We start from the raw sequence: 24,992 nt of genomic DNA, 5'->3' as shown, positions 1-24,992 counted from the left end.
TCTGACGTCAGTCCACTGCCATCCATATGATGGACAAATCCATACCGGATACTGGGATGGCTGAGTGGAGCGCCCACCGGCCGGGGCCGTCGGCGATCAGTATTTGTCCAGTGTGTACACATCCGGGGAGTCCGGATCGCCACTGGTCCGGTACAGCTTCGGATGCTCCTCCGTACCCAGGACGGACCACAGCTGCACGGCGCCGCACGCGGCGATGTCCACCCGCACCCGCTGCTGCCAGGTGTTCTCCCCGCGGTGCAGCCGCCAGGTGCCCCTCCCGCCGCATCCGCGGTGCTGCGGGGCGCCGAGCCCGACGGCCAGCGCCCGGCCGTCCGGGTCCAGCTTCAGGAGCGCTCCCGACTCGTGCTGCCACAGACCGTGGAGCGTCGCCCCCGGCCCCAGGCGCGGCGGCGCGTACGGAGTGACCAGCCCGGTGGCGTACGCACCGTGGCCCAGCAGCACGGTGAGCGCGACGGCGAGCGCGCCCGCCCCCAGGGTGCGGCCCAGCGCCCGCCGGGCGCTCGTGGCGCGAACCCGCCGCCGGGCGGCCCGGCCCGCCAGCGCCGCGACGCCGAGCACGCAGCCCGCGACCAGCGTGGCCGTCACGGCCCCCGCCGCCGCGGCCGCGAACCCGCCCGGCGTGCCGAAGGGCACCGCACCGATGCCGGTCGCGATCAGCAGGACCCACGGCCACGACTCGCGCCCCACCGCCTCGGCCACCACCAGTGCGGGCAGCGCGAAGCAGACCGTGAGCAGTACGCACAGGGGCACGAGGAGCGGGAGAACCAGGACGGCCGGCGGGCTGAGATGAGGGCCGCCGCCCAGGTTCTCCCGCGCGCGCAGCACATGGCGGGCGAGCACCGCCAGCACCGCGAACTCGCACAGCAGGGTGGCCGTGCCCACCAGTACCGAGCGGCGGTAGCCGCGCTCCTTCGGTGTCCGCCCCCGCTGCGACACGCTCAGGCTCCCGGCCAGGGTCCCGGCGGGGCGGCCTGCGGCTCGGGCTTCGTCTCGGTGCGGTGGACGCGGAAGCCCCGGCGCTCGTAGTTGGCGCGGGCGTAGCGGCCGTCGAGTGAGCAGGTGTGCAACCACACGCGCCGTGTTGCCGGGTGGCCCTCCCGGCGTTCGGCCAGGTCCCAGGCGCGTGCGGTGCCGTAGGAGAGCAGGTGGCCGCCGATGCCCCGGCCGCGGAAGGCGGGCAGCAGTCCGAAGTAGCTGATCTCCACCGACCCCGGCTCGCTCGCGCCGTCCAGTTCGACGAACCCGGCGGGGGTGCCCCGTTCGTAGGCGACCCACGTCTCGACGCCGGGACGGTCCAAGAAGCGCTGCCACTGGTCGTACGTCCACGGCAGCCGGTCGACCCAGGTGTTGTCCGCGCCGACCGAGGCGTACAGGAACCGGCTGAACTCCGGGCTGGGCACCTCGGCGCGCGCGACACCGACCCCGGCGTCGTGGCCGGGCACCCGCGCGGGCACCAGGTCCGCAGCCGAGGTCTGTTCCAGGTACCAGGTGGTGACGTCCACGGTCGCGCTCATGGGGACAGCCAACCACGCCCGTTCCTCCCCGCTCGGCCGGGTCCCCGCCCGCCCGGCTCCGCCCGCCCGGCTCCCCGCCCGCCCGGCTCCCCGCCCGCCCGGCTCCGCGTCCGGCCGGGTCTCCTCAGCGGAGCATCCGCAGCCCTCTGACCCGGTTGATCGCGGCGGCCGTCTCGAAGCGCCGGGGCGCGGCGAAATCCTCGTCCCGGATGCTGAGCAGCGGGCCGGTGGGGCCGTCCGCCAGCAGCTCGTCCAGCAGATCGAGGGCCTCGCCGAGGGTCCGCCGCCCGTCCAGCAGTCCGCGCCGCACCATCAGCTCCAGGGCCAGGCCGATCCCGGTGACCTGGCGCGGGTCGGCGATCTGCTCGACGGCGCGCAGATCCACCTCGTGGTCGCCGAAGGAGAGCACGTCCTCGCCCCGTGCCCGGATGCGGGAGCGCCCCCGTACCTCGGCGTCGAGCGACGAGGGGTCGGGCACCCGTGCGACGACGCCGGGGAACGACTCCGCCTCGGCGTGCCGACCGGTGGGCACCGCAGCGAGCTCGTGTGCCCGCGCGGTGACGTCCGAGGGGCGGTAGGCGTCCAACATCACCACCCGGTCGGCGACCTCCAGATAGTCCCCGGAGCCGCCCATCACCAGCACCGTGGAGACGCCGTGGTCGCGGTGGAGCGAGCGGATGGTGTCCACCAGCGGGGTCAGCGGTTCGCGGTCCTTGGCCACCAGCGACTGCATCCGGGCGTCCCGGATCATCAGGTTCGTCGCCGCAGTGTCCTCGTCGATCAGCAGCACCCGGGCCCCCGCCTCCACGGCCTCGCACAGCGAGGCGGCCTGCGAGGTGGAGCCGGAGGCGTTGTCGGTGGAGAAGTCGGAGGTGTCCGAGCCGTCCGGCAGATGGTCGACGAACGCGTGCACATCGACCCGCTCGACCCTGCGGCCGTCCTCGGCACGCAGCTTCACCGTCTCGTTCCGTGAGACGACCAGCTCGCGCCCGTCGCCCGGCACATGGTCCCAGATGCCGGTCTCCAGCGCGCGCAGCAGCGTCGACTTGCCGTGGAAGCCGCCGCCGACGACGAGGTTCACGCCCTCCGGCACCCCCATGCCGGTCACCGTGCCCGCGTGCGGCAGCTCGACCGTCACCCGCAGCTGGTCGGGGGAGGCGAACGGCACCACACCGTCACCGGTGGCCGGCCGGTCGTCCACGCCGCTGCGGCGCGGCAGCACCGCACCGTCGGCGACGAACCCCACCAGCCCCAGGCCCGCCAGCGCGTCCCGCAGCGCCACCGAGTCCTCGACCGTCTCGACGAAGCGCCGGACCTCGGCCGCGTCCAACGCCGCGTAGCGCAGGGCCTGTTCGACCACCCGGGGCAGCACCCGGCACAGCAGCCGCTCGGCCTCCCGCCCGTCGATCCGCCTCCCGTGGCCCGGCAGCGCGGCACCCAGCCGCAGGGTGACCGAGCCGTCCTCGCCGCTGACGGTGCACGAGCTGCGCTCCAGCACCTCCTGCCCGCCCGCGTCCACCCGCAGCGCCTTCTCGCCGCGCACCGTGCGCGCGGCCTGCCGCACCAGATAGGAGGAGAGTGCGCGGCGCCGGGTCGCGGTGCGCCACAGCTCGGCCGGCAGTGCGGCGAGCTGTGCCGGTACGTGGAGGGCGACCCGGGCGGGCGGCGCGTACGGGTCGGACTGCCCGCGCACCAGCTCCAGCAGCTCCCCGCCGGGCATCTCCCAGCGCCCGACCAGTCCCTTGTACCGCCCGTACTGCGCGCCCTCCAGCGCCCGCAGCTCCGCCGCCAGCCCGGTGCGCAGGGTGCGCGGCCGGTGCTCGTCGTACGCGGAGCGGCCGGGGTGCTCGCGCGGCGGGCCGCCGTGTCCGCGCGGCCGGTGCCCGCCGCGCGGCCCTCCGTGGCCGCCGCGCCCGTAGGGTCGCCCGCCGCCGCGCCGCTGCCCGCCGGCTCCCGAGGACTGCTCCCGCACGCCGCTCGCCTGCCTTTCTGTTGTCGGTCGGGTGGTGCGCGGAACCTGACGATACGGTGCCGAACCGACTGCCCCGAAACTCCGCTGGTGGTTCGGTCCGGTACGGACCCGGCCGGGAAAGCGGTCCCGCGAGGGAATGCTGACCGAGTCCCCAGAAGGGGTCAAATTCCAGCACAGGCCATCTTCTTGGGGAAATCGCCCATATTCTCTCGTCCCATGGGGTTCGCCGCAGGCGAGCCGACCGCGTCCTGGCCGACCACCGGGGCGACGCCCGGCCGACCACCGGGAAAACCAGGAGAGAGGGGGCACCATGTCAGCGCTGCGCTGGGCAGCCGCCCTCGGCAACGCCGACTGGCACCTGGCGGCCCCCCTGCTCGCCGCCCTCGCGACGGCCTGGCACACCGACATCGGCACCGTCACCACGGGCCTTGCCGCCTACTCCCTCGGCCAGGGGCTCGCGCTCCCCCTGTGGGGCTGGCTGGCCGACCGCTACGGGCCCGGGCGCAGTCTGCGCACCGGGCTGCTGGTGGCGGCAGCCGCCTCCGTGGGCTCGGCCCTGTGCCCGGGACCCGCCTGGTGGATCGTCCTGCGCACGGCGGCCGGCGCGGGCTTCGCCACCGTCACACCCTCGGTCTCCCTGTACTACGAGTCGCTGCGCCCCGCGCAGACCAGACAACGCGCGTTCGCCACCCTCACCACCGTCACCGCGGCGAGCGCCATCGCTTCGCCCGTACTCGCGGACACCGTGCTGCGCTGCGGCTCCTGGCGGCCCGCTTTCGCCGTCATCGCCGTCCTCACCGCGGTGACGGTCTGCCGTATCCAGGCCGCGCGCCCCGGCCCCGCGCCCCCGCGGCGGGACCGGACCCCCGACGAGGTGCCGGGCCCCGCGACCGGCCGGCCCGTGGCCGCCTACGCGACCGTGCTCGGACTCGGCGCCGCCGAAGGCGCCGTGATGCTCGGGCTGCCCGCTCTCCTCGCGCCCGCGCTGGCCACCACCGGCGGGCAGGCGTCGACCTCCGCCGTCCTGGTCAGCTACGCCCTCGGCGTGCTGTCGAGCACGTTCGTGCTGCGCCGGCACGCGCGGGTCTGGGGCCCCAGGAAGCTGTTGGCCACCGGCGGTTCGACGGGTGTCGCGGGGGCGCTGCTGGCCGCCTTGGTGCCCGGCACGGCTGTACTGATGGTGTGCGCCGCGCTGTTGGGCACGGCGTGGAGCTATCTCCACACCACGCTGCAGACCTGGCTACCCCGGCTGCTGCCCGCCCCGGCCCGGGCCCGCGCCGCGTCGCTCTTCTCCGCCTCCGCCATGCTGGCCAGCTCCGCGACGGTGGCGTTGACCACCTCGCTGCTGGAGGACGGCAGGCACGCCACCGTCTTCGCCGCCGGCGGCGTCCTGTGCGCCGCCCTCACCTGCTGGACGCTGTACGTGGCCCGCCGCTGGCGGTGACCCGCGCGCGCCCTTGCCGCCCGCGGCCCCCCACCTGTCGTCCGTCCCCGCCGTCTCAGCCCGGGTCGCCGCCGTCGGGCAGCGGGGCGCCCGACGGCATACCGGCGGCGACGTACGCGTCGTAGCGGGCCTGCCAGTCGGTGGCGGTGCCGTCGTGCGGGCCGGAGGGGGTGCCGCCGCTGAGGAGCTTGGTCAACTCGTCGAGGCACACGTCCCAGCCCGCCGCGTTGCGGGCGGCGGCCTCGCGGCCCTCCAGCACATCGGTGAGGGCCAGTACGCAGCCCTCGCCGCGCCGGCCGATCTCGAACAGGAGCTCGTCGTCGCCCCAGGTGTAGCCCAGCCGCCGCGGCGGGTCGTACTCCAGGACCGTGCCGGAGTGGTCCTCCGCGTACGGGTCGCCGGCGAAGTCGACGCGCCCGCCCACCATCGGCTCGATGTGCACGGTCGGTGAGGGGAACCACGCCGCCATCCGGTTCGGTTCCGTCAGCGCTCGCCACACCTCCTCCGCTCCCACGGCGAACGGGCGCTCCAGCCGTACGGCGGGCAGCCCGTCCCGTTCCACGAAGATCCCCAGCTCCACGTTCATGCCACGTCCACGCCTTTCGCCGGCCGGCTGCCCGGGCTGCCGTCCCGCCGAGTCTCCTGCCCGGTGGCTGCGTCCGCTCCCCGAGCGGGTCCGTACGGGTGGGACGGGGCCGTCGGAACATTCAGGGCCTTGGTGGCCTTCGGGGCCTTGCTTCGCGGGGGCTCCCGGAGCCCTTCTGGAACGCCCCACGCCGGGCCGGGGAGCGGGCTAGGCTCGCCGCATGTCCGCCGCCTGGGAACCCGAAGCGACGGGGGTGCTGCGCCTGCCGTCCGGCCGGCTCGTCCGCGGCCGGGGGATGCGCCACCCCCTGCCGTCCGGCCCCGAACCGCACTTCGGCCTCTATCTGCTGGGCCGCCCGCCGTCCCCTCTCGACTGGGAGTACCGCTGGCTGCGCTGGCCCGACTTCCGGTTGCCGAGCGACCGGGCCGAGGCGCGTGAGGCCCTGCACCACGTGTGGGAGCGCGCCGGGTCCGAGCGGGTGGAGGTCGCCTGCGGCGGCGGCCAGGGCCGTACGGGCACGGCCCTGGCCTGCCTGGCCGTCCTGGACGGAGTACCGCCGGGCGAGGCGGTCGACTACGTCCGTACGCACTACTCGCGCCGCGCGGTGGAGACGCCCTGGCAGCGCCGCTACGTGGCCCGCTTCCAGCCGGCGTAGCCCAGGTGGGGGCGAGGACGGAAGCGTAGGGCGGCGGCCTAACCCGGTTCCTCGCCCTCGCCCGGGTCTTCGCCGTCCCCTTCGGAGGCGCGCCGCGCCGCCTCGACCCGGGCCGTCAGACGGGCGTGGTGCGCTCCCGCCCAGTAGAGGCGTCCGCATGCGACGCACCGGGTGAAGCTCTGGTACGTACGCCGTGTCCCGGGCGGCAGCTGATCCGCGATCTGATCCTTGGCGACGGCCGCCAGCGTCCCGTTGCACGCGGGGCAGCGCGTCCAGGGGTGCAGCGGTGGCGCGAAGCGGGCGAGCACGTCGGTGACCTGGTCGTCCGGTCGACTGCCCCGCACATAGGCCCCAAGCCACAGGGTCCGTCGGCGCAGCAGTCCGCGGTCCTGGGTCAGCAGGACGCGCCGCTCGGCGTTGGCCTGCCGCACCAGTTCCGCGTCGTCCGCGTCGTTGCGGTAGGCGGTGTCCACGCCGAGCAGCCGCAGGCGGCGGGCCAGCGCTCCCAGGTGTACGTCGAGCACGAAGCGGAGCGGCGCGGGCGCGGACGGCGGCAGCGGCTGCGGGCGGGGCACCGGGATCAGCGTGAGGTGGGTACCGTCCGGCGGGCGGTGGGAGTCCGGGACGGCCACGCCGTCGACCCGCAGCTCGGACACTTCCGTCAGCGGAACGCCGAGCGACTGCACGACGTGTCCGAGCGAGGAGGTGCCGTCGTACGGACAGGACACACCGTGCGGGTCCTCCGCGGCGGCTCGGCGGCGCAGCCGTGAGGGCAGGAAGAGGCGCAGTTCGGCGGGGACGTGGACGTGGAGGGCGGCCTCGCCGCCGTGGGCCTGGGGGCCGGTCATCCTCCGTTCCCCGGCGGCGCGGTGGCCCGCACCTGGAAGGTGTCGTGCCCCTGCGGCTCCTGCTCGGTCACCCGCACCTCGTCGACGAACGCGGCGGGCGGCCCCTCGTGCGCCCACTCCACCAGCGCGTCGACGGCTTGCGGCTCTCCCTCGAACACGGCCTCCACGCTGCCGTCGGGCAGATTGCGCACCCATCCCCGGACGCCGTGCGCTGCGGCTGTCTGCCGACAGGTGTCCCGGAAGAAGACCCCCTGCACCTGTCCGGTCACGATCACGCGCTTGGATGTCGCCGTCGCCGTCATCGGTTCACCTCAGCCGTCCCGTGGTTGGCTCCTCGTCCCTGAGCGCTCGCGCTCCATGGTCGCGCGAAGGCCGTTGCCGGGCACCCCCGGCGGATGGTGCCCCGGCCGGTGGCGCCGCCGCCTGTGGGCGCCGCCGACCCGGTCATGGCCGTGCCCGCGTCACCGGCTGCTCTGCCGTGCCCGGCGGGCCGGGGTGGGGGAGGGGGCGGGGCTGCTGAGGTGGCCGGTGGCCAGATGGTCGAGCAGCCGCAGAAACGTCTTGCGGTCGCCCTCCGGCAGTGCGCCCAGCGCCTGTTCGTGCACCTCGTCCACGATGCGCCGGCTGTGCTCGGCCGTCCGCGCTCCCTCCTCGGTGACCGCGATGATCCGTGCCCGGCGATCGGTGCTGGAGGGGCGGCGCTCGGCGAGCCCGGCCTTCTCCAGGGCATCGACGGTGACCACCATCGTGGTCTTGTCCATGTCGCCGATCTCGGCGAGTTCGCTCTGGGTGCGCTCCCGCTCCAGCGCGTGCACCAGGACGCAGTGCATCCGTGCGGTCAGCCCGATCTCGGCGAGCGCTGCCGCCATCTGGGTGCGCAGCACATGACTGGTGTGGTCCAGCAGGTAGGAGAGGTCCGGCTGGGTGCGGGCCGGTGGCGTCATGGCGGTCATGGCGGCCAGTTTACCGGGGAGTGGTTCCGAAAAATATCGTCTGCAACAAAACTATCTGCTACGGTCTCACCATCGCACCACCCCTCGTTCCTCCACTCGCTGTGCGACCAGAGAGGCCGACATGCCCGCCATACCTGCAGAAAACGGCTCCAGCGCCAGACGCCCGCGCACTCTCGCCCTGGGCGTCATCGCCGCCGGGACCGGACTGCTCGTCGTCGCCTCCGTGACGCTCGGCAAGCCCCGCACCCCGGCGGACCCGGCGACCGCCCCGGACCCGTCGGCGGCCTCCGGACCGCGTTCCGCGGGCTGACCACCGTCTGCGGCCCCCCGCCGCCCTCCGCCCCCGCCACTTCGACCCGCTCCCCTCCGACCCGAAGGAATCCTCCCATGTCCGGTCCGGCACCCCGCCCGCTCACCGCATCCGAGCTCCATCGCCTCCTCGCCGAGCAGGAGTTCGGTGTGCTGGCCAGCGTCCGCAAGAGCGGTCATCCGCATCTGACCACGGTGCTGTACCGCTGGGACGAGACGGAAAGCGTCCTGCGGATCTCCACGACACGCACCCGCCTCAAGCCCCGCCACTTCCGCGCCGACCCGCACGCTGCGCTGCATGTGAGCAAGGACGTGTGGACATACGCGGTCGCCGAAGGGGAAGCGGAGGTGTCCGAGCCCACCGCCGTCCCCGGTGACGCGGTCGGCCGTGAACTCGCCGCCATGGCCGGCCCCTTCGCCACCCCTGGGGACGAGGAGGCGTTCTTGGCCGAGGCGGTCGAGGAGGAGCGGGTGGTCATCCGCCTCCACGTCGCACGGCTGTACGGCACCGCCCTCGACGTCGAAGCAGCGGCCGACTGACCCGCGCCGACCGGTCCCGCGCCCCCCGGGCCCCTCCGGCCCCCGGCTCAGGAGGCGTTCGAGGGGGTCAGGAGGTCGGCGAGGGTGCCGCGGCTGCGCTGGAGAGCGTCGATCTGCTCGTCCATCGCCTCCAACTCCCCGTTCAGAACGGCACGCAGCTCCGCACACCAGTGGATGGCCGGCTGCTCGCCCCGGGCACACGGCAGCACCGAGCGGATCACCTCGGTGGACAGGCCCGCCCGCAGCAGGGAGCGGATCTGCTGCACGGTGACCACCGCGTCCTCGGCGTAGTCGCGGTAGCCGTTCGGCCCGCGCTCGGCGGTCAGCAGCCCCTGCGCCTCGTAGTAGCGCAGCATCCGGGTGCTGGCCCCGGTGCGCCGGGACAACTCCCCGATCAGCATGTGCCTGCGACCTGCCCTTCTCGTGTTGACCTTCACATCGGTGTCAGACCTTAACCTCGCCGCATGAACGCACATTCCACGAACGCCCCCGAGGGGCGGACCCGACCGGCCCCGTACATCGCCCAGCGCGACGGGCGGACCGCCACCGCCGAGGACCTGACCCCGCTCGCCTTCGCGGGCTACGCCCACTTCACCGCCATGCAGGTACGGGACCACCAGGTGCGGGGGCTCGACCTCCATCTGGCACGGCTGCGGGCGGCCTCCACCGAACTGTTCGGCCGGGCACTGCCGGACGACCTGATCCGGTCGCATCTGCGGACGGCGCTGCAGAGCGGGCCGGCGGACGTTTCCCTGACGGCGACCGTCTACGCGCCCGGCGGCGAGTTCACCGCCGGGCCGGAGGCGGACCTCTCCGTGCTCGTCCGCACCGGGCCGCCCGCCTCCGGGCCGACGGGACCGCTGTCCCTGGGCACGGTCGAGTACGAGCGCGTACTTCCCCAGGTGAAGCATGTCGGCGAGGTGGCCAAGACCTACTACCTCCGGCAGGCCGTGGGCGAGGGCTTCGACGACGCCGCCTTCGTCGACCGGCGTGGCCGGTTCAGCGAGGCCACGATCTGGAACCTGGCCTTCTGGGACGGCGAGGCGGTCGTCTGGCCCACGGCCGCGATGCTGGGCGGGACCATGATGCAGACGGTCCGCCGCCAACTGGACCGCCTCGGCATTCCCCAGCACGACCGGGAAATCACCCTCGACGACCTGCCCGCGCTGGCCGGGGCCGTGGTCATGAACTCCTGGACCCCGGGTGTCGCCGTGCACCGCATCGGCGCAGTGGCCCTGCCCGCCGCACCGTCCTTCCTGGACCTGCTGCACCGGGCGCACCAGGCCGAACCTCTCACCTCACCCTGAGAGTGTCACCCTGAGAGCGGACGGGACCGCCGATACACCACGCTGGGCCGCAGCGGACCCGGTGGCACGGTGGGATCGTCGAAGTCGTCGGCCGGATCGCGGGTCATGTCCAGGCGCCGCATCACCGCCTGGGAGGGCAGATTGGTGGCGGTGGTGATCGCCACGATCTCCGGGAGGGCGAGCGAGTCGAAGCCGAACTCCAGTACCGCCCGGCCCGCTTCGGTCGCATAGCCCCGGCCCCAGGCCGAGCGGGTCAGCCGCCACCCCGCCTCCACCCCGGTGACCGGCAACTCGTCCTCCACCGGGTCCAGCCCGGTGAACCCGACGAACTCGCCGGTCTCCCGGACTTCGACCGCCCACCATCCCCAGCCCCGCGTCATAAGGTCCCGCTGGAACCGGGCCACCGACGCGTCGCTCTCCTCCCGGCTGAGGACGCCCGGAAAATACCTGCGCACCTCGGGGTCGGCGTTCATCGCCGCCCACGGCGCGAGATCGCTCTCCCGCCATCCGCGCAGCAGCAGACGGTCGGTGCGCAGCTCTGTCATCTCTGTCACCGCGCCAACCTAACGGTCCATTGACCGGGCGGCGATGGAATTACCTCCCGGCGGCTGCCGTGCCCGGCTCACGGGAGGGCCTCAAGACGCTCCATGTGTTCCTCGCCCCACTGGCCGAGTGGGACGAGAGCGGCGATGAGCGAGTGACCGAAGTCGGTCAGCGAGTACTCCACCTTGGGTGGGACCTGGTGATGGACCTCGCGGTGCACCAGGCCCTTGGCCTCCAGGTCCCGCAGTTGCAGGATCAACATCCGCTCACTGATACCGGACACCGTCCGACGCAACTCGCCGAATCGCAGCGGCTTTTCTTCGAGCCAGAAGAGGATCAGCCCCTTCCATTTCCCTCCCATGACGTCGATGGCAGCGTCCAGCCCGCAGGTATAGCTCCGCCTCTTCATCAGCATCCCCCTAACAAAAATGTGAGTACCGGACAGAATTGTAGGTACTTGCAGATGCGTTGGTGCACCCACAGCATGGAGCAGGCATCGCACCGGGCTCGCGGCAATTCCGCGCGAATGGCCTTCCTTCGGTGTCGTTTCAGGCGCTCGCAAAATTCCGTTTCAGGCAGGAGCAACGAATGACAGGGCAGCACCGCACTCCCGTGACCGTCGTCGGGCTGGGCTCGATGGGCAGCGCACTGGCTGGCGCATTCCTCGACGCCGGACATCCGACCACCGTCTGGAACAGGACCCCGTCGAAGGCCACGCCGCTCGTGTCCAACGGTGCCGTTCACGCGCACACGATGGATGAGGCGCTTGCGGCGAGTCCGTTGGTCATCGCCTGCCTGACGACGTATGAAAACACGATGGAGGCCCTCGAACCGGCCGCTGCCCGGCTCAAGGGGCGAGCCCTGGTGACCCTGAACAGCGGTTCACCGGCCGGGGCCCGGCAGCTGGCCGAGTGGGCGCTCGGGCACGGAGCACGCTACCTCGGTGGAGCGATCAAGAACGTGCCGTCCGCTGTGGGCGCCGAGAACACCCTCCTGTACTACGGCGGCGACAACAGCGTCTTCGAGGAGTTCGCTTCGACGCTGCGGGTGCTGGGTGGCGACACCGTCTACCTCGGGGCCGACTCCGACCTCGCCGCCCTGTACGAAATGGCGGTGGGCGGCACCCTGCTGCCCGCGCTCGTCGGATTCTTCCAGGGCGCGGCAGCAATGCAGGCCCGTGGCCTCACGGCGGCCTCGATGGTTCGGTTCAGCGTCAAATGGTTCGAAATGATCAACTCGGTACTGCCGGTATTCGCCGAGGAGATCGACAGCGGCGATTACAGCAAGCCCGCCTCCTCCGTAAACCTGTTCCTGGCCGGGGCTGCCCATGACGAGGAACTCGGCAAGGAAGCGAGCCTCGACATGAGTTGGCACAAGCCCTTCCACGACCTGCTGGAGCGAGCGGTCGAAGCCGGCCACGGCGACCACAGCATCTCTGCCCTGACAGAAATCCTCAAGAACCCTGGGCACACCGGACAGCTCCATTCCGTCGAGAGGGAGGCGGCCACCGCCTTGGCGTAGATGGTTCGGCTCCAGCTCGGAGTGGGGCGCGATGCCCTGTTGGTCGCGCAGCCCCCGCAGTCTCCGCGCTCCCCCCACTCACCCTTGCGGACCTGTCTGGCCCGGTGGTTGCCGTCGTGATACGTTCCAGCCGCCGTGCGCTACTGCGAACTGAGGAGGTGAGACCGATCAACGCTTCGACAGGTCGGGCCTCCCTCCCCCGCATGGCCTAGGGAGCGCCCGCAAAGGCATCCCGAAAGGCACGAATCGCTATGCGCTTCCTCTCTGAGACGTCGTTCGACGGCGTCCGCGAACAGCTCTTCACTCTCGGCGAGATTCCTGGCGTGTTGTGGACGCCGGAGGATTCCGTCGGCACGCGTCCGCTCGTCCTGATGGGACACGGTGGCGGCCAGCACAAGCAGGCCCCTGGCGTCCTTGCGCGTGCACGCCGTTTCGTGGCCGACTGCGGTTTCGCGGTCGTGGCGGTCGACGTGCCCGCCCACGGCGACCGGCCGAAGGTCGAGGAATACGACCGGATCGTGACCGAGAACCAGGCTCGCGTGGAAGCCGGTGAAGAGTTGGCTCAGTTGATGGCCGACTTCCAGGCGCTGGTGGCCCGCCAGACCGTGCCGGAATGGCGCGAAGTCCTGGACGCGGTCCAGCAACTCGATCATGTCGGCGCCGGTCCGGTGGGCTACTGGGGGGTCTCGCTGGGGTGCGGACTCGGCATTCCCTTCGTCGCTGCCGAACCACGCGTACGCGCGGCGGTACTGGGCTTGGGCGGGGTGCTTGGCCAGGCTGAGGCCGCCGCGCGGATCACCGTCCCGGTGGAGTTCCTGGTGCAGTGGGACGACGAGCGGGTGCCGCGGGAGCAGAGCTTGGCACTGTTCGACGCCTTGGCCTCGACCGAGAAGACGTTGCACGCGAACCCCGGCAAGCACGGGGAGATCCCGGGATTCGAGCTGGAAAGCACACTGAGGTTCTTCGCGCGGCACCTCGGCTGAATCCGCCGCACGTGCTCTGTGACGCGCCGATCCGGACCCGGTTCCGGATCGGCGCGTTCACCGAAACCTGCCGGTGTGGCCGACAGCGTTCAGGTTCGACAGACCGACGTTGACGAGTGACAGCACCGGCTGCGCAACATCCGCAGAGGTACTGGGTCAGTAGCGACTTGGCGGTGGGCCCACCCGCGCGGACGCGGAGCGGGTCGTCGGTGTGGTGCTCGCCGGTCCGACCGAGGCGCCCGTCGTGCCGTGTCCTCGCCGTGCCCGCCGTGCCCGCCGTCCTCGGCGATCGGCCGTCGGCCGGCCTTACGCATTCAAGCGCGGTGGCGGTACCAGTCGTCGTCGCCGTCCGCGAGCGACCGGCCGAGGTAGTCCCGCAGATCCCCGGCGACCCACCGACGGCTGTCGTCCTCGTGCTCCCATACGAAGATGTCGGCCCGGGGAGGCGTGCGAACGAAGGCGAACTGGTCGCCGCCTCCGTTGTCGCCGAAGAAGAGCAACGGCTGGAACGGCATGTAGAGGGCCGCGAAGCCGCTGTCGGACCAGAAGCGGAGGTTGTCCTCCACGATCCGGTGCAATGTCCAGACGGTGTCCACCCCGTCGTGCCCCACGATGCCGTCGGTCTCCCGCAGAAGATCCGCCAGCTGGGACGGCAGACGGCAACCCAGCCGCTGCTCCGCGTCCGCCACCCTGTCCGGGTGGACCGGCTCCCCGAATTCGGCCTCCGGGCACGACTGGTGGACGGCCTGCCTCCACGGCCCGGGTCGCAACGTCACGCCAGCCGTTCCCGCAGCTCTTCCATGTCGGCCAGGAACCAGGTCTGCCGCCCACGGTTGCACTCCGTCACGAAGTCGCGGAGCGCGGAGCTCGCCTCCAACTGCGCGGAGAGGTCACCGACGACCGCGAGCCCGACCCGGTACTGGACGAACTTCTGGATGATGTCGCCGGCGAGGCGGGTACGCAGCCGGAAGAACCCCTCGTCCAGCCGGGAGACGGGGACGACCGCCCACTCGGCACCCTGGTACGACGTGTCGCCGATGATGTCCAGCGCATCGCGCTCACCGGCGATGGTCTGCCCCTCGGCGGGGTGGACGAGGACAGTGACGCCGCTGATCGTCTCCAGGCTGCTCATGGCTGCCGAGGTTAGACGGCTTCGCCGCCGACGGCGACGCAATTGTGGCGCCGCCGCCGCCGTCGCCGATGTCAGGCCCCGCTCACGTCTCCGCTGCGGAGCGCCCCGATGAAGTGCGTCCACTGGGTTGCGGGGAAGGTGATCACCTGGCCGGTGGGTGCGGTCTTGCTGTCGCGGACCGGGACGATGCCGCCACCGGTCCCCTCGATGGCGACCTCCACGCATTCGCCGCCGTCGCCGTTGCAGTACGAGCTTTTGCGCCAGTGCGCGGCTCCGGGGAAGTCTTGCCCGACTTCGAGGCAGTCGCCGCCGCTGCCGTTGCTGTGAGTGCTCTTTCGCCAGCGTGCGGTGCTGAGGTCAGGTCGGATTCCTGGCATCTTGGGCTCCTCTGTATGGGAGTGCACCCGCCTGGTGTCAGGCGTTCAAGTCCTCATTGTGCAGTGCCCTGATGAAGTGCCTCCACTGAGACATGGGGAAGGTGAGGACAGGGCCGGTGGGGGCGGTCTTGGTGTCGCGGACCGGGACGATGCCGTCGGTGGCACCGGCAGCGACCTCTACGCAGTTGCCGCCATCTCCGTTGCTGTAGCTGCTTTTCCGCCACTTGAGGGCACTGACATCACTCTTCTTGTTTACCATTTCGGTGTTCCCCTGCGGCTTCCTGGATGATGGTGAGGGACGCCTTCGGAGGCAGTGCGGCGGCCCTGACCAGATCGTATGCCCTCGAGTACATCTTCACGATGGCTGGATCATCAATCGTGCTGCCGCTGTAGGCCGACTCGGTGTAGACCAGCGGAGGAGCATCCGAGAAGCTCATCAACGTGACGGTGCCCAGCATGAGCGGATGAGCTCCAGCGTTGGGCGGCATTACTTGTGGAACCACGAGCCGCTGCTCAACCAACTCTAGGATGTGCTCCAACTGGTCGGCCATCTCATGCGGCGGCAAGATCGTTTGGTGTAGCAGCGCTTCGCTAAGGACCGCCCAGTACAGAGGTTTCGTGCCGTCCTTCTCGAAGAGCTGCGCCCGCTCCACTCGGGCACCGACCTTGACTGCGACCTCTTCATCGCTCGCCATTGGATGAGTTGCCTGAACGACCGCGCGTGCGTATGCCTCAGTTTGAAGGAGGCCGGGGAACAGCGTAGGACTCCATTCCTCAATGGATTCGGCTCCTTTCTCCACCTCCAGCACCTTCTCGAAGTACCAGGCGTGCCCCCTCCTGCGCGCATTGCGCACATCCTCACACCGGCGACTGAAGAACCCATCCGTCTTCAATACGTCGTCCACGTGCGCGGCGAGGTCCGGGGGCATGCGCCGCTCCCCGCGTTCGATCTCACTGAGGTGGCTGTAGCCGTAGAAGCTGCCCTCCACCAGTTGTTGCTGGGTCAGTCCGGCCTGCTCGCGCTTCCAGCGGAGCTCCTTCCCGTAGAAGGTGGGCACGCCTGCTGAGCCGTCGATGTCCTTGGGTCCTGGCACGGTTCACCGCCGAGAGAGTGATGGCTGTTTTCGTTCGGGTGGGAGCCATTCCCGGTGGGTCCGCAATTGGTCGTAGCTGATGGGCAGTTCGCTTGCGGGAGCCCGATGAGCAGCAACGCTACCCGCACTGGGGCCATTGTGTGAGGGGTTCGTCACGCAGTGCTCAGGAAGGGTGCGACAAATGAACGAATGTGCGTACGGGCGATCGAAAAGCGACGGGGAAAGCGAGGACTGTATCGCCGAGTTGGATGCGGCGCTCCGCGCCCATGGGCTCACGTTGCCCTCGCTCGGCGTCGATCCGGTGACGTATGCCGGAGGGCAGCCGTACACGCTGATCTCGCTGGGCAACTGCAACACCGCCACCGCTCGTGCCCTCGCAGCAGTGCTGCGCCACGCGGCGGGGGAGGGGCGGGTCGAGGGGTGAGGACCCAGACATGGCGGATCACCGCCACCCCGCAGCGGCCCGCGCTCTCCCTCGCGGTGCTGGCGCGAGCCGCGGACATCGGCGCGGTGCGCCATGAGGTGGCCGCCCACTGCGCGCGGTGGGGAGCGCCGCAGGCGGCCGAGGTGGCGGCGCTCTGTGTCAGCGAACTGCTCACCAATGTCGTGCTGCACGTGGGGGAGGGCGTTCCCGCGACCGTGCGGGTGACCTGGTGCGGGAGTGAGCGGGTCCGGGTCGGGGTGACGGATCCGGACCCGCGCCCGCTCCCCGTTCTCCTCGCGGCGGCGCCCGACGCGGAGGGCGGCAGGGGGATCGCGCTCATCGACGCGCTGGCGCTGCGGTGGGGAGTGGAGCAGGGGGCGTACGCGAAGACGGTGTGGTGCGAGGTGCCTGCGGCGCCGACCGCGTAGACAGTGTCTACGACGAGCTGGTAGACAGTGTCTATGGATGAATCGAACACGGCGGCCGGGTTGCGCGAACGGCTGGTCGACGCAGGGGTGGAGCTGGTCGCGAGGGAAGGTGCCCGGGGGGTCTCCCTCAGGGAGATCGCCCGGCACGCGGGTGTCTCCCACGGGGCGCCACGCCGGTACTTTCCGACCCATCTCTCGCTGCTGTCCGCCATCGCCCGCGAGGGGTTCGCCCGGCTGGCGGCTGAGGCCGGACGCGTACTGGCCGAGCGGGAGGAGGACGGCCCCCGGGCACAGCTGACCGCGCTGGCGGGCGTCTACCTGGCCTTCGCCCGGGACCAGCGCGGGATGTACGAGCTGATGTTCCGCCACGATCTGCTGGAGAGCGGCGAGCTGGGGCTGCGCGAGGTGAGCCTGCCGCTGTTCGACGTCCTGGCGGACCTGGTCGCACGTGCTCGGCGCGACGATGGAATCGGCGGCAGCGGCAACCGCGACGGCGGCCCGGGGGTGGCGGACCCGCGTACCGTCGCGGGCGCCCTCTGGGCGAGCCTGCACGGTATCGCTCAGCTGGGCGCCTGGCGCAGCCTCCAACTGGCCACCGGGGCCGAGGAGGACGAAGTGCTGCGTGCCGCTTTGGAGGCGTATCTCGGTCCGGAGGGCGCGTGAGTGCGCCCTCCGGGCGGGGCATACGGGCGCTCACCCTCGTCGCCAGCGCCACCGGGGCCGCCGTCGTGGCGCTGGACGGCACCGTGCTCGTCGTCGTCCAGCCGTCGCTGCAGCGGGAGTTGGGAGCGACGCTCGCGCAGGTGCAGTGGACGAGCACCGGCTACCTGGTCGCGGTCGCCGGTTTGCTGGTCTTCGCCGGGCGGCTCGGCGACCGGTACGGGCACCGGCGGCTCTTCGCCCTTGGCATGCTCGGCTTCGGCGCCGCTTCGGCGGGGATCGGTGTCGCCGACGGCATCGGCTGGGTCATCGGACTGCGTGCCGTGCAGGGGGTTTTCGGTGCACTGCTGCAGCCGGCCACGCTCGGCATGCTGCGCACGGCCTTCCCGCCGGAGCGGCTCGGGATGCCGATTGCCGTGCGGACGAGCGTCATCGGGCTGGCCGCCGCGACGGGCCCGGTGCTCGGCGGGGTGGTGGCGGCCGAACTGGGCTGGCGTGCGGTGTTCTTCCTCAATGTCCCGGCCGCGCTGGCGGTGGGGCTGCCCGTGCTGCTGGTGAGACGGGGCGCCCCGGTGTCCGCCTCGCCCGGCGGCCTCGACCTGCCCGGCGCCGGTCTGTTCGCGGTGGCGCTGCTGTGTCTGGTGCACACGCTGATCGCCGTACCGCAGGGCGGCTGGACGGCGATCAGCGGGCTCGCGGCGGTCGCGGGCGCGGCGGCGGCCGTCGCCTTCGTACGCCACGAACGCCGAACCCGGGCCCAGCCGTTGCTGCCTGCCGGGCTGCTGCGTACGCCGGGCATCTCGCCTGCGCTGGCACTGCTGCTGCTGGCTTCGGCGGCGCTGCACGGGACGCTGTTCATCGGGACGTTCCTGCTGCAGGACGTGATCGGACTCGATCCCTTCGAGTGCGGGCTGCGCACGCTGCCGCTGGCGGCGACCATGGTGGCGGGCGCACCGCTGTGCGCCGTACTGCTGCGGCGGTACGGTCCGCGCCGCGTCGCCCGGGGAGGGGTGGTGGTGCTCGCGGCCGGGGTGGGGCTGCTGTCCCGTACGGACGCGGACACGGGTGCCGGTGCGGTCGGGGTGGCGTTCTTCGCGCTGGGTGCGGGGTTCGCGGCCGTGATGGTGACCGCCACGTCCGTCGTCGTACGCCGGGCCCCGGCGCAACACGCGGGGGTGGCGGGCGGACTGAAGCAGACGGTGATGCACCTCGGGCCCGCGGCGGGTGTCGCGGTGGCGACGACGCTGATGTCCGCCTGGACGCCTGTCGGACGGTCGGCGGACGCCGCGTTCGTCGCGGCGGCGGGCCCCACTCTGACGGCGCTGGCGCTGGCGGCGGGTGCCGGTCTGCTGCCGGCCGCCCGGCTCACCGTCCCGGGCCAGAGTGTGCGCGGGTCCGGAAGTCCGGCCGCCGTCGGGGAGCGAAGCGGGGTTACCGGCAAGTATTGACACCTGTCACCGCCGCGCCCACTCTTAGCTGCGCCGTGTACATGCCACCTTCAGCTGTGGGAGGTGGCGTGTGCGCAGGACACCTGTGGCGCGGGAGGAGAGACGCATGGGGACCGAGGGGACCGGCAGCGGCGTCAGCAGACGGACGGTGCTCGCGGGGGTCGGCGGCGCGGGCGCCGCCGCCGTACTGGGCGGCGGCGCACTGGCGCACCCCGCACACGCCGCCGGGGGCGGGGCCGACAAGCTGCCGATACCCGACAAGGCCGAGCTGACCGTGCTGCTGACCGGCGACGCGGGCACCGGCGAGGCCGGCCAGTGGAAGGTCGCCGACGCCGCCCGCGCGGTGTGCGCCCGGCGCGGTGTGGACCTGGCGATCGGGCTCGGCGACAACATCTACGAGAACGGTCCCGAGAGCTCCACGGACGACGAGTTCCAGTCCAAGTTCGAACGCCCCAACACCGGTATCGACGTCCCCTGGCTGATGGTGCTCGGCAACCACGACACCAGCGGCATCATCCCCGGCAGCGGCGGGTGGCCCTCACGCGGCGACCACGAGGTGGCGTACCACGCGCACTCGGCGCGCTGGTACATGCCCAGCCGCTACTACTCCGTGGCCGTACCCGGCGGCGCCGCCGAGCCGGTGGCCGAGTTCTTCGCGCTCGACACCACGCCGCTGTCCTCCTACGTGCTCCAGACCGACCCCGAGTACTACTGGAACGGGCCCTTCGCACGCGAGCAGCGCGCCTGGCTGGCGAAGTCGCTCGCCGCCTCCCGCGCCCGCTGGAAGTTCGTGTTCGCCCATCACCCGCTGCGCAACAACGGCACGCACCGCAACGCCGGCGAGTACGAGGGCATCAGCTGCGGCGACTACCTGAGCGGCAAGCACGTCAAGAAGCTGTACGAGGAAGTCGTGGTCGGCAAGGCCGAGTTCATCCTCTCCGGCCACGACCACACGCTGCAGATCCTGGACACCGGTGCCGACTACCAGGGCACCCAGCAGATCGTGTGCGGCGCCGCCGCCAAGACCAAGGGGCGCGCGGACGAGCCGAGCAACAAGGCGTTCTGGGAGGCGTACGACACGCTCGGCTTCATGCTGCTGACCATCAACGCGCAGCAGGTGGCCGTGGACGCCTACACCGTCGACCCCGGCACGGGCGAACCCACCCACGCCTACCACCACACCCGCACCGACCGGCTGCCCACCGCCTGACGCCTCCGCCCTCCCCTCCGGTGCCGTCGCGCGCCCCGACCGGTGGGCCCCACCAGGGGCTCACCGCCCGGAGCAGGGCCGTACCGTGTACCCCGTCGTGACCGGAGCCGCGTTCGAGGCGAGACCGAGAGGGCCGAGATGACCGCTGAACACCCCATCGCCGTGCTGGGCGAGTGCGTTGCCGACGCGTTCGTCGCACCGCCGGGCGGCGAGGCTGCCGCGCCGCTCGCGCTGGACGTCTTCCCCGGGGGCGGCCCCGCCAACACGGCGGTGGCGCTGGCGCGGTTGGGCACCCCCACCCGATTCCTGGGCCGGCTCTCGCACGACGTGTTCGGGCGGCTGTTCACCTCCCACCTCGCGGAGTCCGGGGTCGACCTGAGCCACACGGTGCGCGCGGCCGAACCCAGCACCCTGGCCGTGGCGGACGTCGCCGAGGACGGCACCGCCGACTACGCCTTCCACGCGCAGCAGACCGCCGACTGGCAGTGGACCGACGACGAGCTGGCCACCGCAACCGCCGGCCCCCTGACCTGTCTGCACACCGGCTCGCTCGCGCTGGTCCAGCAGCCCGGCGGTCCGGCCGTCGAGCGGCTGCTGGCGGCGATACGCGACCGCGCCACCGTCTCGATCGACCCCAATGTGCGTCCGCTGCTGGTCGACCCGGCCGTCTACCGCGAGGCGCTGCCCCGCTGGTGCGCGGCGGCCGACATCCTGCGCCTGTCCGACGACGATCTGGCCCAGCTGCACCCCGGCGCCGCTCCCGAGGACGCCGCCGACATCTTCCACGCGGACGGTGTGCCGCTGGTCGTGGTCACCCTGGGCGCCGAGGGCGTCCTGGCCTCGCTCAACGGCGCCCGCGTCCATGTACCGACGCCGCCCACCCGGGTCGTGGACACCGTGGGTGCGGGCGACTCCTTCATGGCCGGCTTCCTGCACGCCCTGCACACGGCCGGGGCGCTGGGCGGCAGACTGGACGGCCTCACCGGGCAGCAGGTAACCGAAGCCCTGGAGTTCGGCGTACGGGTGGCCGCCGCCGTGGTCTCGGTACGCGGAGCCAACCCGCCCTGGGCGAAGGAGCTCCGGGCGGCGGAGTAGGGGCTCAGAGCACCAACGGCAGCACATGGTTCCGTACGGCAGGGGCGAGGGTGACGCCCGAAAGCCCCGAGCCGTCGGTCCAGCGGAGGGCGGCGATCTCGGCGGCGGGTTCGGGCTGTCCGTCCAGCGTGGCGCGGAAGACCGCCAGCCGCATCGGTACGCCCTCCAGCGCCGCCGTCGCCCGTATCTCGATGAGCGGGGTGACGGACCGGGGTGTGACGCCCAGTTCCTCACGCAGTTCGCGGTCCAGGGCCGCGCGCAGGCTCTCGCCGGGCTCCGGCTTGCCGCCGGGGAGGTAGAAGAGGTGGGGCGCCGCCGTTTTGCTCACCACCAGCAGTCGCCCCTCCTGTACGACGGCCGCCGCCGAGACGACGAGTTCGGCGGCGGCGGCCTGCCGAGCGGTTGCGGGATTCATGGGGCGATCATCCCAGGCGCCGCCCGGTCCTCGCTCACGGGCAGCGCACCACCTGGCCCGCCCAGGAGAGGCCGCCGCCGAAGCTGAGCAGCAGCACGGGGGCGCCCGGCGCGAGTTCGCGCCGCTCCACCAGCTTGGCGAGGGCCAGCGGTACGGAGGCGGCCGAGGTGTTGCCCGACTCCACCACGTCCCGGGCGATCACCACGTCCTCGGCGAGATCCAGCTGGCGCAGCAGGGCCTCGATCATGCGCAGGTTGGCCTGGTGGGTGACCACACCCGCCAGGTCGCCCGGCGTGAGCCCGGCCCGTTCGCACGCGCGGCGGGCCAGTGCGGGAAGTTCGGTGGTGACCCAGCGGAAGACGGCCTGCCCCTCCTGTGCGAACCGCGGCTGCCAGTCGTCCAGCAGCCGTACCGTGTCGCCCCGCGACGGGTCCGAGCCCCACTCGACGGGCCCGATGCCCTCCGGCCCGCCCTGCTGTTCGGCCTCCGGGACGGCACTGACGACCGCCGCGCCCGCTCCGTCGGCCAGCAGGACGCAGGTGGTGCGGTCGGTCCAGTCCGTGACGTCGGACATCTTCTCCGCGCCGATCACCAGCGCGTGCCGAGCCGCGCCCGCGCTCACCGAATGGCTCGCGGAGGCCAGCGCGGTGCAAAAGCCCGCGCAGCCGTTGTTGAGGTCGTAGGCGACGGCGGAGGGGATGCCGAGGGCGCGGGCGACCTGCGCCGCGTTGCTGGGGCAGCGGTCCCGCGCCGAACAGGTCGCCAGCACGACCAGGTCGATGTCGGCGGGGTCCAGTCCGGCCGCGGCGAGCGCCTTGCCCGCCGCCACGGTGGCCAGGTCGGCGACCGTCTCGGTCTCGGCGGCGATGCGCCGGGTGACGATTCCGGTGCGCTGGCGGATCCACGCGTCGCTGGTCTCCACCATGTCCGCCAGCTCGTCGTTGGTCATGACGCGTTCGGGCTGGTGGTGGCCCAGCGCTGCGATGCGGGTTCCCGGCACGGTGTTCTTCTCCTCGCTGAGGGAATGGAATGGCGGGAATATAGCAACCGATCGATCGGAAGTTAAACGGGTGGGCTGGTTACGATGGGTGCATGAGCCCACGCAAGTCCGCCGCCGAGGCCCGCAGAACGCGGGAGCGGATCATCGAGCGCAGCGTCGCCATCGGTTCCGTCGAGGGGCTGGAGGGATTGACCATCGGGCGGCTCGCCACCGACCTCGGCATGAGCAAGGCGGGCGTGCTCGGTCACTTCGGCTCCAAACAGGCGCTCCAGCTCGCCGCGCTGCACGGCGCCTCCGGGCTGTTCACCCGGCTGGTGTGGGAGCCCGTCGCCGGACTGCGACCGGGCCTGATCAGGCTGCGGGCCTTCTGCGAGGCATGGATCCGCTATCTGGAGGTGGAACGCACGGCCTTCCCCGGCGGCTGCCTGTTCACCGCCGCGTCCGTCGAGTTCGACACCCGCGGCGGCCCGGTCCACGACACGGTGGCGCGCTTCATGCTGCGCGGCCGGCGGCTGCTCGTGAACGATCTGCGCATCGCCGTCGAGGTGGGGGAGCTCCCCGGCGATGTGGAGCCCGAACAGCTCGCCTTCGAACTGCACGGGCTCTACATGGGGCTCAACCAGGAGCTCCAGCTCTTCGCCGACGCCACCGCGCCGGCGCGGACGCGCCGGGCGCTGGACCGGCTGCTGGGTCCCAGTGCCTGATCCCCAGACGCCGCAGGGGACGCGCCCCGAAGGGGCGCGGGGAACTGCGCGACAAACCACAAAGCACTCGCAGCCTGCGAGTGACCGACAGGGGCACCCCTCCCCAGCAGCTGAGCGGGCGCAGCCTACGGCAGCGCCCGCTCCACGATCGCCGCCAGGTCGAGGCCCGAGGGCAGGGTGCCGAAAGCGGCCCCCCAGTCGCCGCCCAGCCGGGAGGCGCAGAAGGCGTCGGAGACCGCGGGCGGCGCGAACCGCACCAGCAGCGACCCCTGGAGCACCAGCGCCATCCGCTCCACCAGCCGCCGCGCCCGGGACTCGATCCCCTCCAGGTCGGCCAGCTGGGAGAACACGTCCTTGGTCGCGGCGTCCAGCCGGTGGTCGGCGCCGTGCGCCTGCCCGATCTCGGTCAGGAAGGCGTTCAACGACTCGGGGGAGCGCTGCAGCGCCCGCAGCACATCCAGGGCCTGGACGTTGCCCGAGCCCTCCCACAGCGAGTTGAGCGGCGACTCGCGCAGCAGCCCCGGCATCGGCGACTCCTCCACATAGCCGTTGCCGCCCAGGCACTCCAGCGCCTCGCCCGCCAGCGGCACACACCGCTTGGTCACCCAGTACTTCGCCGTCGGCAGCGCCAGCCGCAGGAACGCGCGGTCCGCTGCCGCCTGCTCGCCCTCGCCCGCCGCGCTGTCGTACGCCGCAGCCAGCCGCAGCGCCAGCGTGGTGGCCGCCTCCGACTCCAGCGCCATGTCCGCCAGCACGTTGCGCATCAGCGGCTGCTCGATCAGCAGCTTGCCGAACGCCGAACGGTGCGCGGTGTGGTGCGTGGCCTGAGCGACGGCCTGCCGCATCAGCGCCGCCGAGCCCGTCACACAGTCCAGCCGGGTCGCCGCCACCATCTCGATGATCGTCGCCACCCCGCGGCCCTCCTCGCCGACACGGCGCGCCCAGGTGGTGCCGTCGAACTCGACCTCGCTGGAGGCGTTGGAGCGGTTGCCCAGTTTGTCCTTGAGCCGCTGGATACGGAACGCGTTGCGCGTACCGTCCGGCAGCACCCGGGGCACCAGGAAACAGCTCAGTCCCCCCTCTCCCCGGCCAGGGGACGCCTGCGCCAGCACCAGGAAGACGTCCGACATCGGCGCGGAGCAGAACCACTTGTGCCCCAGCAGCGTGTACTCACCCTCGCCGGCGCCCTCACCCGTCAGCGGCACGGCCTCGGTGGTGTTGGCCCGCACATCGCTGCCGCCCTGCTTCTCCGTCATGCCCATCCCGGCGATCGCCCCCAGCTTGGCGCTCGCCGGCCGGTCCAGGCCCCAGTCGTAGGAGTGCGAGCTCAGCAGCGGCTCCCACTCGGCGGCCAGCGCGGGATCCTTGCGCAGCGCGGGCACGGCCGCGTGCGACATCGAGACCGGGCAGCTGTGCCCCGCCTCCACCTGGGACCACACATAGAAGCCCGCCGTGCGCCGCAGCTGCCCGTCGGGCCGCGACCACGCATCCGTCAGCCCCGCACCCACCGCGCGCTCCATCAGCCGGTGATACGCGGGATGGAAGTCGACCTCGTCGATCCGGTGGCCGTACCGGTCGTGCGTCCGCAGCACCGGCGGGTACGCGTTGGCCTGCCTGCCCCACTCCTGCGCCTGGGCCGACCCCGCGGCGCCGCCCAGCTCGGCCAGCTCGGCGTGCGCCTCCTCGGCGTGCTCGGAGGCGACATGGCGGGCCACGCCTTCGACCAGCGCGGGGTCGGTGGAGAAGACGTCGTAGTCGACCAGCGGCGGGGCCTGGTTGGTCACGGTGTGTGTCGAGGGTGGCATACAG

32 protein-coding genes are annotated in these 24,992 nt (G+C 72.1%); 14 read left to right on the top strand and 18 right to left on the bottom strand.

Annotation, left to right across the window (positions count from 1 at the left end; all coding sequences use genetic code 11):
* Nucleotides 1–96: 96 nt before the first annotated feature.
* The 3 genes from KBY19_RS08020 to KBY19_RS08010 form a co-directional block, all read right to left on the bottom strand.
* Entirely contained in the window at nucleotides 97–957 is an 861-nt protein-coding gene (locus tag KBY19_RS08020; protein WP_210965471.1) for a hypothetical protein, read from the bottom strand.
* Nucleotides 958–959: 2 nt separating this feature from the next.
* Nucleotides 960–1,535, bottom strand: coding sequence for a GNAT family N-acetyltransferase (locus KBY19_RS08015; protein ID WP_210965470.1), 576 nt, complete (start codon nucleotides 1,533–1,535; stop codon nucleotides 960–962).
* Nucleotides 1,536–1,659: 124 nt separating this feature from the next.
* Entirely contained in the window at nucleotides 1,660–3,507 is a 1,848-nt protein-coding gene (locus KBY19_RS08010; RefSeq protein ID WP_210965469.1) for an ABC-ATPase domain-containing protein, read from the bottom strand.
* A gap of 310 nt (nucleotides 3,508–3,817) precedes the next feature.
* Between KBY19_RS08010 and KBY19_RS08005 the strand changes: the two genes are divergently transcribed.
* Entirely contained in the window at nucleotides 3,818–4,951 is a 1,134-nt protein-coding gene (locus KBY19_RS08005; RefSeq protein ID WP_099884952.1) for an MFS transporter, read from the top strand.
* Nucleotides 4,952–5,006: 55 nt separating this feature from the next.
* Here the strand turns inward: KBY19_RS08005 and KBY19_RS08000 are convergent, their stop codons facing one another.
* Nucleotides 5,007–5,537, bottom strand: coding sequence for an SRPBCC family protein (locus KBY19_RS08000; protein ID WP_185018370.1), 531 nt, complete (start codon nucleotides 5,535–5,537; stop codon nucleotides 5,007–5,009).
* Nucleotides 5,538–5,757: 220 nt separating this feature from the next.
* On the opposite strand from KBY19_RS08000, the gene KBY19_RS07995 reads away from it, so the two are divergent.
* Complete coding sequence (locus tag KBY19_RS07995) at nucleotides 5,758–6,192, top strand: protein-tyrosine phosphatase family protein (RefSeq protein WP_210965468.1); 435 nt, start codon at nucleotides 5,758–5,760, stop codon at nucleotides 6,190–6,192.
* A 38-nt stretch (nucleotides 6,193–6,230) separates the two neighbouring features.
* Here the strand turns inward: KBY19_RS07995 and KBY19_RS07990 are convergent, their stop codons facing one another.
* The 3 genes from KBY19_RS07990 to KBY19_RS07980 form a co-directional block, all read right to left on the bottom strand.
* Nucleotides 6,231–7,040 carry a Mut7-C RNAse domain-containing protein gene (locus KBY19_RS07990; protein WP_099884955.1) on the bottom strand — a complete coding sequence of 270 codons (810 nt, stop codon included), beginning with the start codon at nucleotides 7,038–7,040 and terminating at the stop codon, nucleotides 6,231–6,233.
* Entirely contained in the window at nucleotides 7,037–7,342 is a 306-nt protein-coding gene (locus tag KBY19_RS07985; protein WP_180289787.1) for an acylphosphatase, read from the bottom strand. Before KBY19_RS07985 ends, KBY19_RS07990 begins: the two co-directional genes overlap by 4 nt.
* A gap of 159 nt (nucleotides 7,343–7,501) precedes the next feature.
* Nucleotides 7,502–7,993, bottom strand: coding sequence for a MarR family winged helix-turn-helix transcriptional regulator (locus KBY19_RS07980; RefSeq protein ID WP_185019557.1), 492 nt, complete (start codon nucleotides 7,991–7,993; stop codon nucleotides 7,502–7,504).
* A 121-nt stretch (nucleotides 7,994–8,114) separates the two neighbouring features.
* Between KBY19_RS07980 and KBY19_RS07975 the strand changes: the two genes are divergently transcribed.
* Together KBY19_RS07975 and KBY19_RS07970 are read left to right on the top strand one after the other, a co-directional pair.
* On the top strand, nucleotides 8,115–8,303 hold the full coding sequence (locus tag KBY19_RS07975) for a hypothetical protein (protein WP_210965467.1): 189 nt from the start codon (nucleotides 8,115–8,117) through the stop codon (nucleotides 8,301–8,303).
* 77 nt (nucleotides 8,304–8,380) lie between these two features.
* The gene (locus KBY19_RS07970) at nucleotides 8,381–8,842 is read left to right on the top strand and encodes a TIGR03618 family F420-dependent PPOX class oxidoreductase (RefSeq protein ID WP_210965466.1); all 462 of its coding nucleotides are present in this window, start codon (nucleotides 8,381–8,383) and stop codon (nucleotides 8,840–8,842) included.
* A 47-nt stretch (nucleotides 8,843–8,889) separates the two neighbouring features.
* Here the strand turns inward: KBY19_RS07970 and KBY19_RS07965 are convergent, their stop codons facing one another.
* The gene (locus KBY19_RS07965; RefSeq protein ID WP_099884959.1) at nucleotides 8,890–9,243 is read right to left on the bottom strand and encodes a MerR family transcriptional regulator; all 354 of its coding nucleotides are present in this window, start codon (nucleotides 9,241–9,243) and stop codon (nucleotides 8,890–8,892) included.
* Nucleotides 9,244–9,306: 63 nt separating this feature from the next.
* Between KBY19_RS07965 and KBY19_RS07960 the strand changes: the two genes are divergently transcribed.
* Nucleotides 9,307–10,149: an aminotransferase class IV family protein gene (locus KBY19_RS07960; RefSeq protein ID WP_210965465.1), complete on the top strand. Its 843-nt coding sequence runs from the start codon at nucleotides 9,307–9,309 to the stop codon at nucleotides 10,147–10,149.
* Nucleotides 10,150–10,154: 5 nt separating this feature from the next.
* Here the strand turns inward: KBY19_RS07960 and KBY19_RS07955 are convergent, their stop codons facing one another.
* The gene (locus tag KBY19_RS07955; RefSeq protein ID WP_210965486.1) at nucleotides 10,155–10,694 is read right to left on the bottom strand and encodes a GNAT family N-acetyltransferase; all 540 of its coding nucleotides are present in this window, start codon (nucleotides 10,692–10,694) and stop codon (nucleotides 10,155–10,157) included.
* Nucleotides 10,695–10,771: 77 nt separating this feature from the next.
* Complete coding sequence (locus KBY19_RS07950) at nucleotides 10,772–11,101, bottom strand: helix-turn-helix domain-containing protein (protein ID WP_210965464.1); 330 nt, start codon at nucleotides 11,099–11,101, stop codon at nucleotides 10,772–10,774.
* Nucleotides 11,102–11,280: 179 nt separating this feature from the next.
* Here KBY19_RS07950 and KBY19_RS07945 point away from each other — a divergent pair, with 179 nt between their 5' ends.
* Together KBY19_RS07945 and KBY19_RS07940 are read left to right on the top strand one after the other, a co-directional pair.
* A complete protein-coding gene (locus tag KBY19_RS07945; RefSeq protein ID WP_210965485.1) occupies nucleotides 11,281–12,213 on the top strand; it encodes an NAD(P)-dependent oxidoreductase in 933 nt (310 codons plus the stop codon).
* A gap of 251 nt (nucleotides 12,214–12,464) precedes the next feature.
* Nucleotides 12,465–13,196, top strand: a complete 732-nt coding sequence (locus KBY19_RS07940; RefSeq protein ID WP_210965463.1) for a dienelactone hydrolase family protein — start codon at nucleotides 12,465–12,467, stop codon at nucleotides 13,194–13,196.
* 314 nt (nucleotides 13,197–13,510) lie between these two features.
* Here KBY19_RS07940 and KBY19_RS07935 read toward each other — a convergent pair whose 3' ends face one another.
* From KBY19_RS07935 to KBY19_RS07915, 5 genes are all read right to left on the bottom strand, one after another.
* Nucleotides 13,511–13,972: an SMI1/KNR4 family protein gene (locus KBY19_RS07935; protein ID WP_307842401.1), complete on the bottom strand. Its 462-nt coding sequence runs from the start codon at nucleotides 13,970–13,972 to the stop codon at nucleotides 13,511–13,513.
* Entirely contained in the window at nucleotides 13,969–14,328 is a 360-nt protein-coding gene (locus KBY19_RS07930; protein ID WP_210955739.1) for a DUF4180 domain-containing protein, read from the bottom strand. Before KBY19_RS07930 ends, KBY19_RS07935 begins: the two co-directional genes overlap by 4 nt.
* A gap of 71 nt (nucleotides 14,329–14,399) precedes the next feature.
* Nucleotides 14,400–14,705 carry a DUF397 domain-containing protein gene (locus KBY19_RS07925; RefSeq protein WP_210955738.1) on the bottom strand — a complete coding sequence of 102 codons (306 nt, stop codon included), beginning with the start codon at nucleotides 14,703–14,705 and terminating at the stop codon, nucleotides 14,400–14,402.
* A 37-nt stretch (nucleotides 14,706–14,742) separates the two neighbouring features.
* Nucleotides 14,743–14,964 (bottom strand): DUF397 domain-containing protein, encoded by a 222-nt coding sequence (locus tag KBY19_RS07920; protein WP_210955737.1) that lies wholly within the window; start codon nucleotides 14,962–14,964, stop codon nucleotides 14,743–14,745.
* Nucleotides 14,945–15,799 (bottom strand): helix-turn-helix transcriptional regulator, encoded by an 855-nt coding sequence (locus KBY19_RS07915; RefSeq protein WP_210955736.1) that lies wholly within the window; start codon nucleotides 15,797–15,799, stop codon nucleotides 14,945–14,947. Before KBY19_RS07915 ends, KBY19_RS07920 begins: the two co-directional genes overlap by 20 nt.
* A 181-nt stretch (nucleotides 15,800–15,980) precedes the next feature.
* Between KBY19_RS07915 and KBY19_RS07910 the strand changes: the two genes are divergently transcribed.
* The 6 genes from KBY19_RS07910 (at nucleotide 15,981) to KBY19_RS07885 (ending at nucleotide 21,064) form a co-directional block, all read left to right on the top strand.
* A complete protein-coding gene (locus KBY19_RS07910) occupies nucleotides 15,981–16,223 on the top strand; it encodes a hypothetical protein (protein ID WP_210965462.1) in 243 nt (80 codons plus the stop codon).
* Entirely contained in the window at nucleotides 16,220–16,651 is a 432-nt protein-coding gene (locus KBY19_RS07905) for an ATP-binding protein (RefSeq protein WP_307843465.1), read from the top strand. The genes KBY19_RS07910 and KBY19_RS07905 overlap by 4 nt, the downstream gene beginning before the upstream one ends.
* Nucleotides 16,652–16,684: 33 nt before the next feature.
* Nucleotides 16,685–17,314: a TetR/AcrR family transcriptional regulator gene (locus KBY19_RS07900; protein WP_210965461.1), complete on the top strand. Its 630-nt coding sequence runs from the start codon at nucleotides 16,685–16,687 to the stop codon at nucleotides 17,312–17,314.
* Nucleotides 17,311–18,759 (top strand): MFS transporter, encoded by a 1,449-nt coding sequence (locus tag KBY19_RS07895; RefSeq protein WP_210965460.1) that lies wholly within the window; start codon nucleotides 17,311–17,313, stop codon nucleotides 18,757–18,759. The genes KBY19_RS07900 and KBY19_RS07895 overlap by 4 nt, the downstream gene beginning before the upstream one ends.
* A 106-nt stretch (nucleotides 18,760–18,865) precedes the next feature.
* Nucleotides 18,866–19,969 carry a metallophosphoesterase gene (locus KBY19_RS07890; protein WP_210965459.1) on the top strand — a complete coding sequence of 368 codons (1,104 nt, stop codon included), beginning with the start codon at nucleotides 18,866–18,868 and terminating at the stop codon, nucleotides 19,967–19,969.
* Nucleotides 19,970–20,107: 138 nt separating this feature from the next.
* The gene (locus KBY19_RS07885) at nucleotides 20,108–21,064 is read left to right on the top strand and encodes a carbohydrate kinase (protein ID WP_210965458.1); all 957 of its coding nucleotides are present in this window, start codon (nucleotides 20,108–20,110) and stop codon (nucleotides 21,062–21,064) included.
* Nucleotides 21,065–21,068: 4 nt separating this feature from the next.
* On the opposite strand, the gene KBY19_RS07880 is transcribed toward KBY19_RS07885, so the two are convergent.
* Both KBY19_RS07880 and KBY19_RS07875 read right to left on the bottom strand, forming a co-directional pair.
* On the bottom strand, nucleotides 21,069–21,479 hold the full coding sequence (locus KBY19_RS07880; protein ID WP_099884972.1) for an NUDIX domain-containing protein: 411 nt from the start codon (nucleotides 21,477–21,479) through the stop codon (nucleotides 21,069–21,071).
* A gap of 34 nt (nucleotides 21,480–21,513) precedes the next feature.
* Nucleotides 21,514–22,479 (bottom strand): beta-ketoacyl-ACP synthase III, encoded by a 966-nt coding sequence (locus KBY19_RS07875; protein ID WP_210965457.1) that lies wholly within the window; start codon nucleotides 22,477–22,479, stop codon nucleotides 21,514–21,516.
* Between the two features lie 92 nt (nucleotides 22,480–22,571).
* Here KBY19_RS07875 and KBY19_RS07870 point away from each other — a divergent pair, with 92 nt between their 5' ends.
* Nucleotides 22,572–23,183: a TetR/AcrR family transcriptional regulator gene (locus tag KBY19_RS07870; protein WP_210955729.1), complete on the top strand. Its 612-nt coding sequence runs from the start codon at nucleotides 22,572–22,574 to the stop codon at nucleotides 23,181–23,183.
* A 125-nt stretch (nucleotides 23,184–23,308) separates the two neighbouring features.
* Here the strand turns inward: KBY19_RS07870 and KBY19_RS07865 are convergent, their stop codons facing one another.
* Entirely contained in the window at nucleotides 23,309–24,988 is a 1,680-nt protein-coding gene (locus KBY19_RS07865) for an acyl-CoA dehydrogenase family protein (RefSeq protein WP_099884975.1), read from the bottom strand.
* Between the last annotated feature and the right edge of the window lie 4 nt (nucleotides 24,989–24,992).

Origin of the sequence: Streptomyces sp. B15 (assembly GCF_018070605.1) — a bacterium.
Taxonomy (GTDB): Bacteria; Actinomycetota; Actinomycetes; order Streptomycetales; family Streptomycetaceae; genus Streptomyces; species Streptomyces smyrnaeus.
This window is presented reverse-complemented; position numbering and strand designations above follow the sequence as displayed.

What these genes read in the sequence shown, in the direction of transcription:
- KBY19_RS07990 (WP_099884955.1), bottom strand. Translation starts at nt 7,040, where the DNA reads ATGACCGGCCCCCAGGCCCACGGCGGCGAGGCCGCCCTCCACGTCCAC.
- KBY19_RS07925 (WP_210955738.1), bottom strand. Translation starts at nt 14,705, where the DNA reads ATGCCAGGAATCCGACCTGACCTCAGCACCGCACGCTGGCGAAAGAGC.
- KBY19_RS07985 (WP_180289787.1), bottom strand. Translation starts at nt 7,342, where the DNA reads ATGACGGCGACGGCGACATCCAAGCGCGTGATCGTGACCGGACAGGTG.
- KBY19_RS07910 (WP_210965462.1), top strand. Translation starts at nt 15,981, where the DNA reads ATGAACGAATGTGCGTACGGGCGATCGAAAAGCGACGGGGAAAGCGAG.
- KBY19_RS07920 (WP_210955737.1), bottom strand. Translation starts at nt 14,964, where the DNA reads ATGGTAAACAAGAAGAGTGATGTCAGTGCCCTCAAGTGGCGGAAAAGC.
- KBY19_RS07960 (WP_210965465.1), top strand. Translation starts at nt 9,307, where the DNA reads ATGAACGCACATTCCACGAACGCCCCCGAGGGGCGGACCCGACCGGCC.
- KBY19_RS07995 (WP_210965468.1), top strand. Translation starts at nt 5,758, where the DNA reads ATGTCCGCCGCCTGGGAACCCGAAGCGACGGGGGTGCTGCGCCTGCCG.
- KBY19_RS07965 (WP_099884959.1), bottom strand. Translation starts at nt 9,243, where the DNA reads ATGCTGATCGGGGAGTTGTCCCGGCGCACCGGGGCCAGCACCCGGATG.
- KBY19_RS07980 (WP_185019557.1), bottom strand. Translation starts at nt 7,993, where the DNA reads ATGACCGCCATGACGCCACCGGCCCGCACCCAGCCGGACCTCTCCTAC.
- KBY19_RS07975 (WP_210965467.1), top strand. Translation starts at nt 8,115, where the DNA reads ATGCCCGCCATACCTGCAGAAAACGGCTCCAGCGCCAGACGCCCGCGC.
- KBY19_RS07930 (WP_210955739.1), bottom strand. Translation starts at nt 14,328, where the DNA reads ATGAGCAGCCTGGAGACGATCAGCGGCGTCACTGTCCTCGTCCACCCC.
- KBY19_RS08005 (WP_099884952.1), top strand. Translation starts at nt 3,818, where the DNA reads ATGTCAGCGCTGCGCTGGGCAGCCGCCCTCGGCAACGCCGACTGGCAC.
- KBY19_RS07900 (WP_210965461.1), top strand. Translation starts at nt 16,685, where the DNA reads ATGGATGAATCGAACACGGCGGCCGGGTTGCGCGAACGGCTGGTCGAC.
- KBY19_RS07950 (WP_210965464.1), bottom strand. Translation starts at nt 11,101, where the DNA reads ATGAAGAGGCGGAGCTATACCTGCGGGCTGGACGCTGCCATCGACGTC.
- KBY19_RS07870 (WP_210955729.1), top strand. Translation starts at nt 22,572, where the DNA reads ATGAGCCCACGCAAGTCCGCCGCCGAGGCCCGCAGAACGCGGGAGCGG.
- KBY19_RS07940 (WP_210965463.1), top strand. Translation starts at nt 12,465, where the DNA reads ATGCGCTTCCTCTCTGAGACGTCGTTCGACGGCGTCCGCGAACAGCTC.
- KBY19_RS08000 (WP_185018370.1), bottom strand. Translation starts at nt 5,537, where the DNA reads ATGAACGTGGAGCTGGGGATCTTCGTGGAACGGGACGGGCTGCCCGCC.
- KBY19_RS07885 (WP_210965458.1), top strand. Translation starts at nt 20,108, where the DNA reads ATGACCGCTGAACACCCCATCGCCGTGCTGGGCGAGTGCGTTGCCGAC.
- KBY19_RS08015 (WP_210965470.1), bottom strand. Translation starts at nt 1,535, where the DNA reads ATGAGCGCGACCGTGGACGTCACCACCTGGTACCTGGAACAGACCTCG.
- KBY19_RS07890 (WP_210965459.1), top strand. Translation starts at nt 18,866, where the DNA reads ATGGGGACCGAGGGGACCGGCAGCGGCGTCAGCAGACGGACGGTGCTC.
- KBY19_RS07880 (WP_099884972.1), bottom strand. Translation starts at nt 21,479, where the DNA reads ATGAATCCCGCAACCGCTCGGCAGGCCGCCGCCGCCGAACTCGTCGTC.
- KBY19_RS07945 (WP_210965485.1), top strand. Translation starts at nt 11,281, where the DNA reads ATGACAGGGCAGCACCGCACTCCCGTGACCGTCGTCGGGCTGGGCTCG.
- KBY19_RS07955 (WP_210965486.1), bottom strand. Translation starts at nt 10,694, where the DNA reads ATGACAGAGCTGCGCACCGACCGTCTGCTGCTGCGCGGATGGCGGGAG.
- KBY19_RS07865 (WP_099884975.1), bottom strand. Translation starts at nt 24,988, where the DNA reads ATGCCACCCTCGACACACACCGTGACCAACCAGGCCCCGCCGCTGGTC.
- KBY19_RS07970 (WP_210965466.1), top strand. Translation starts at nt 8,381, where the DNA reads ATGTCCGGTCCGGCACCCCGCCCGCTCACCGCATCCGAGCTCCATCGC.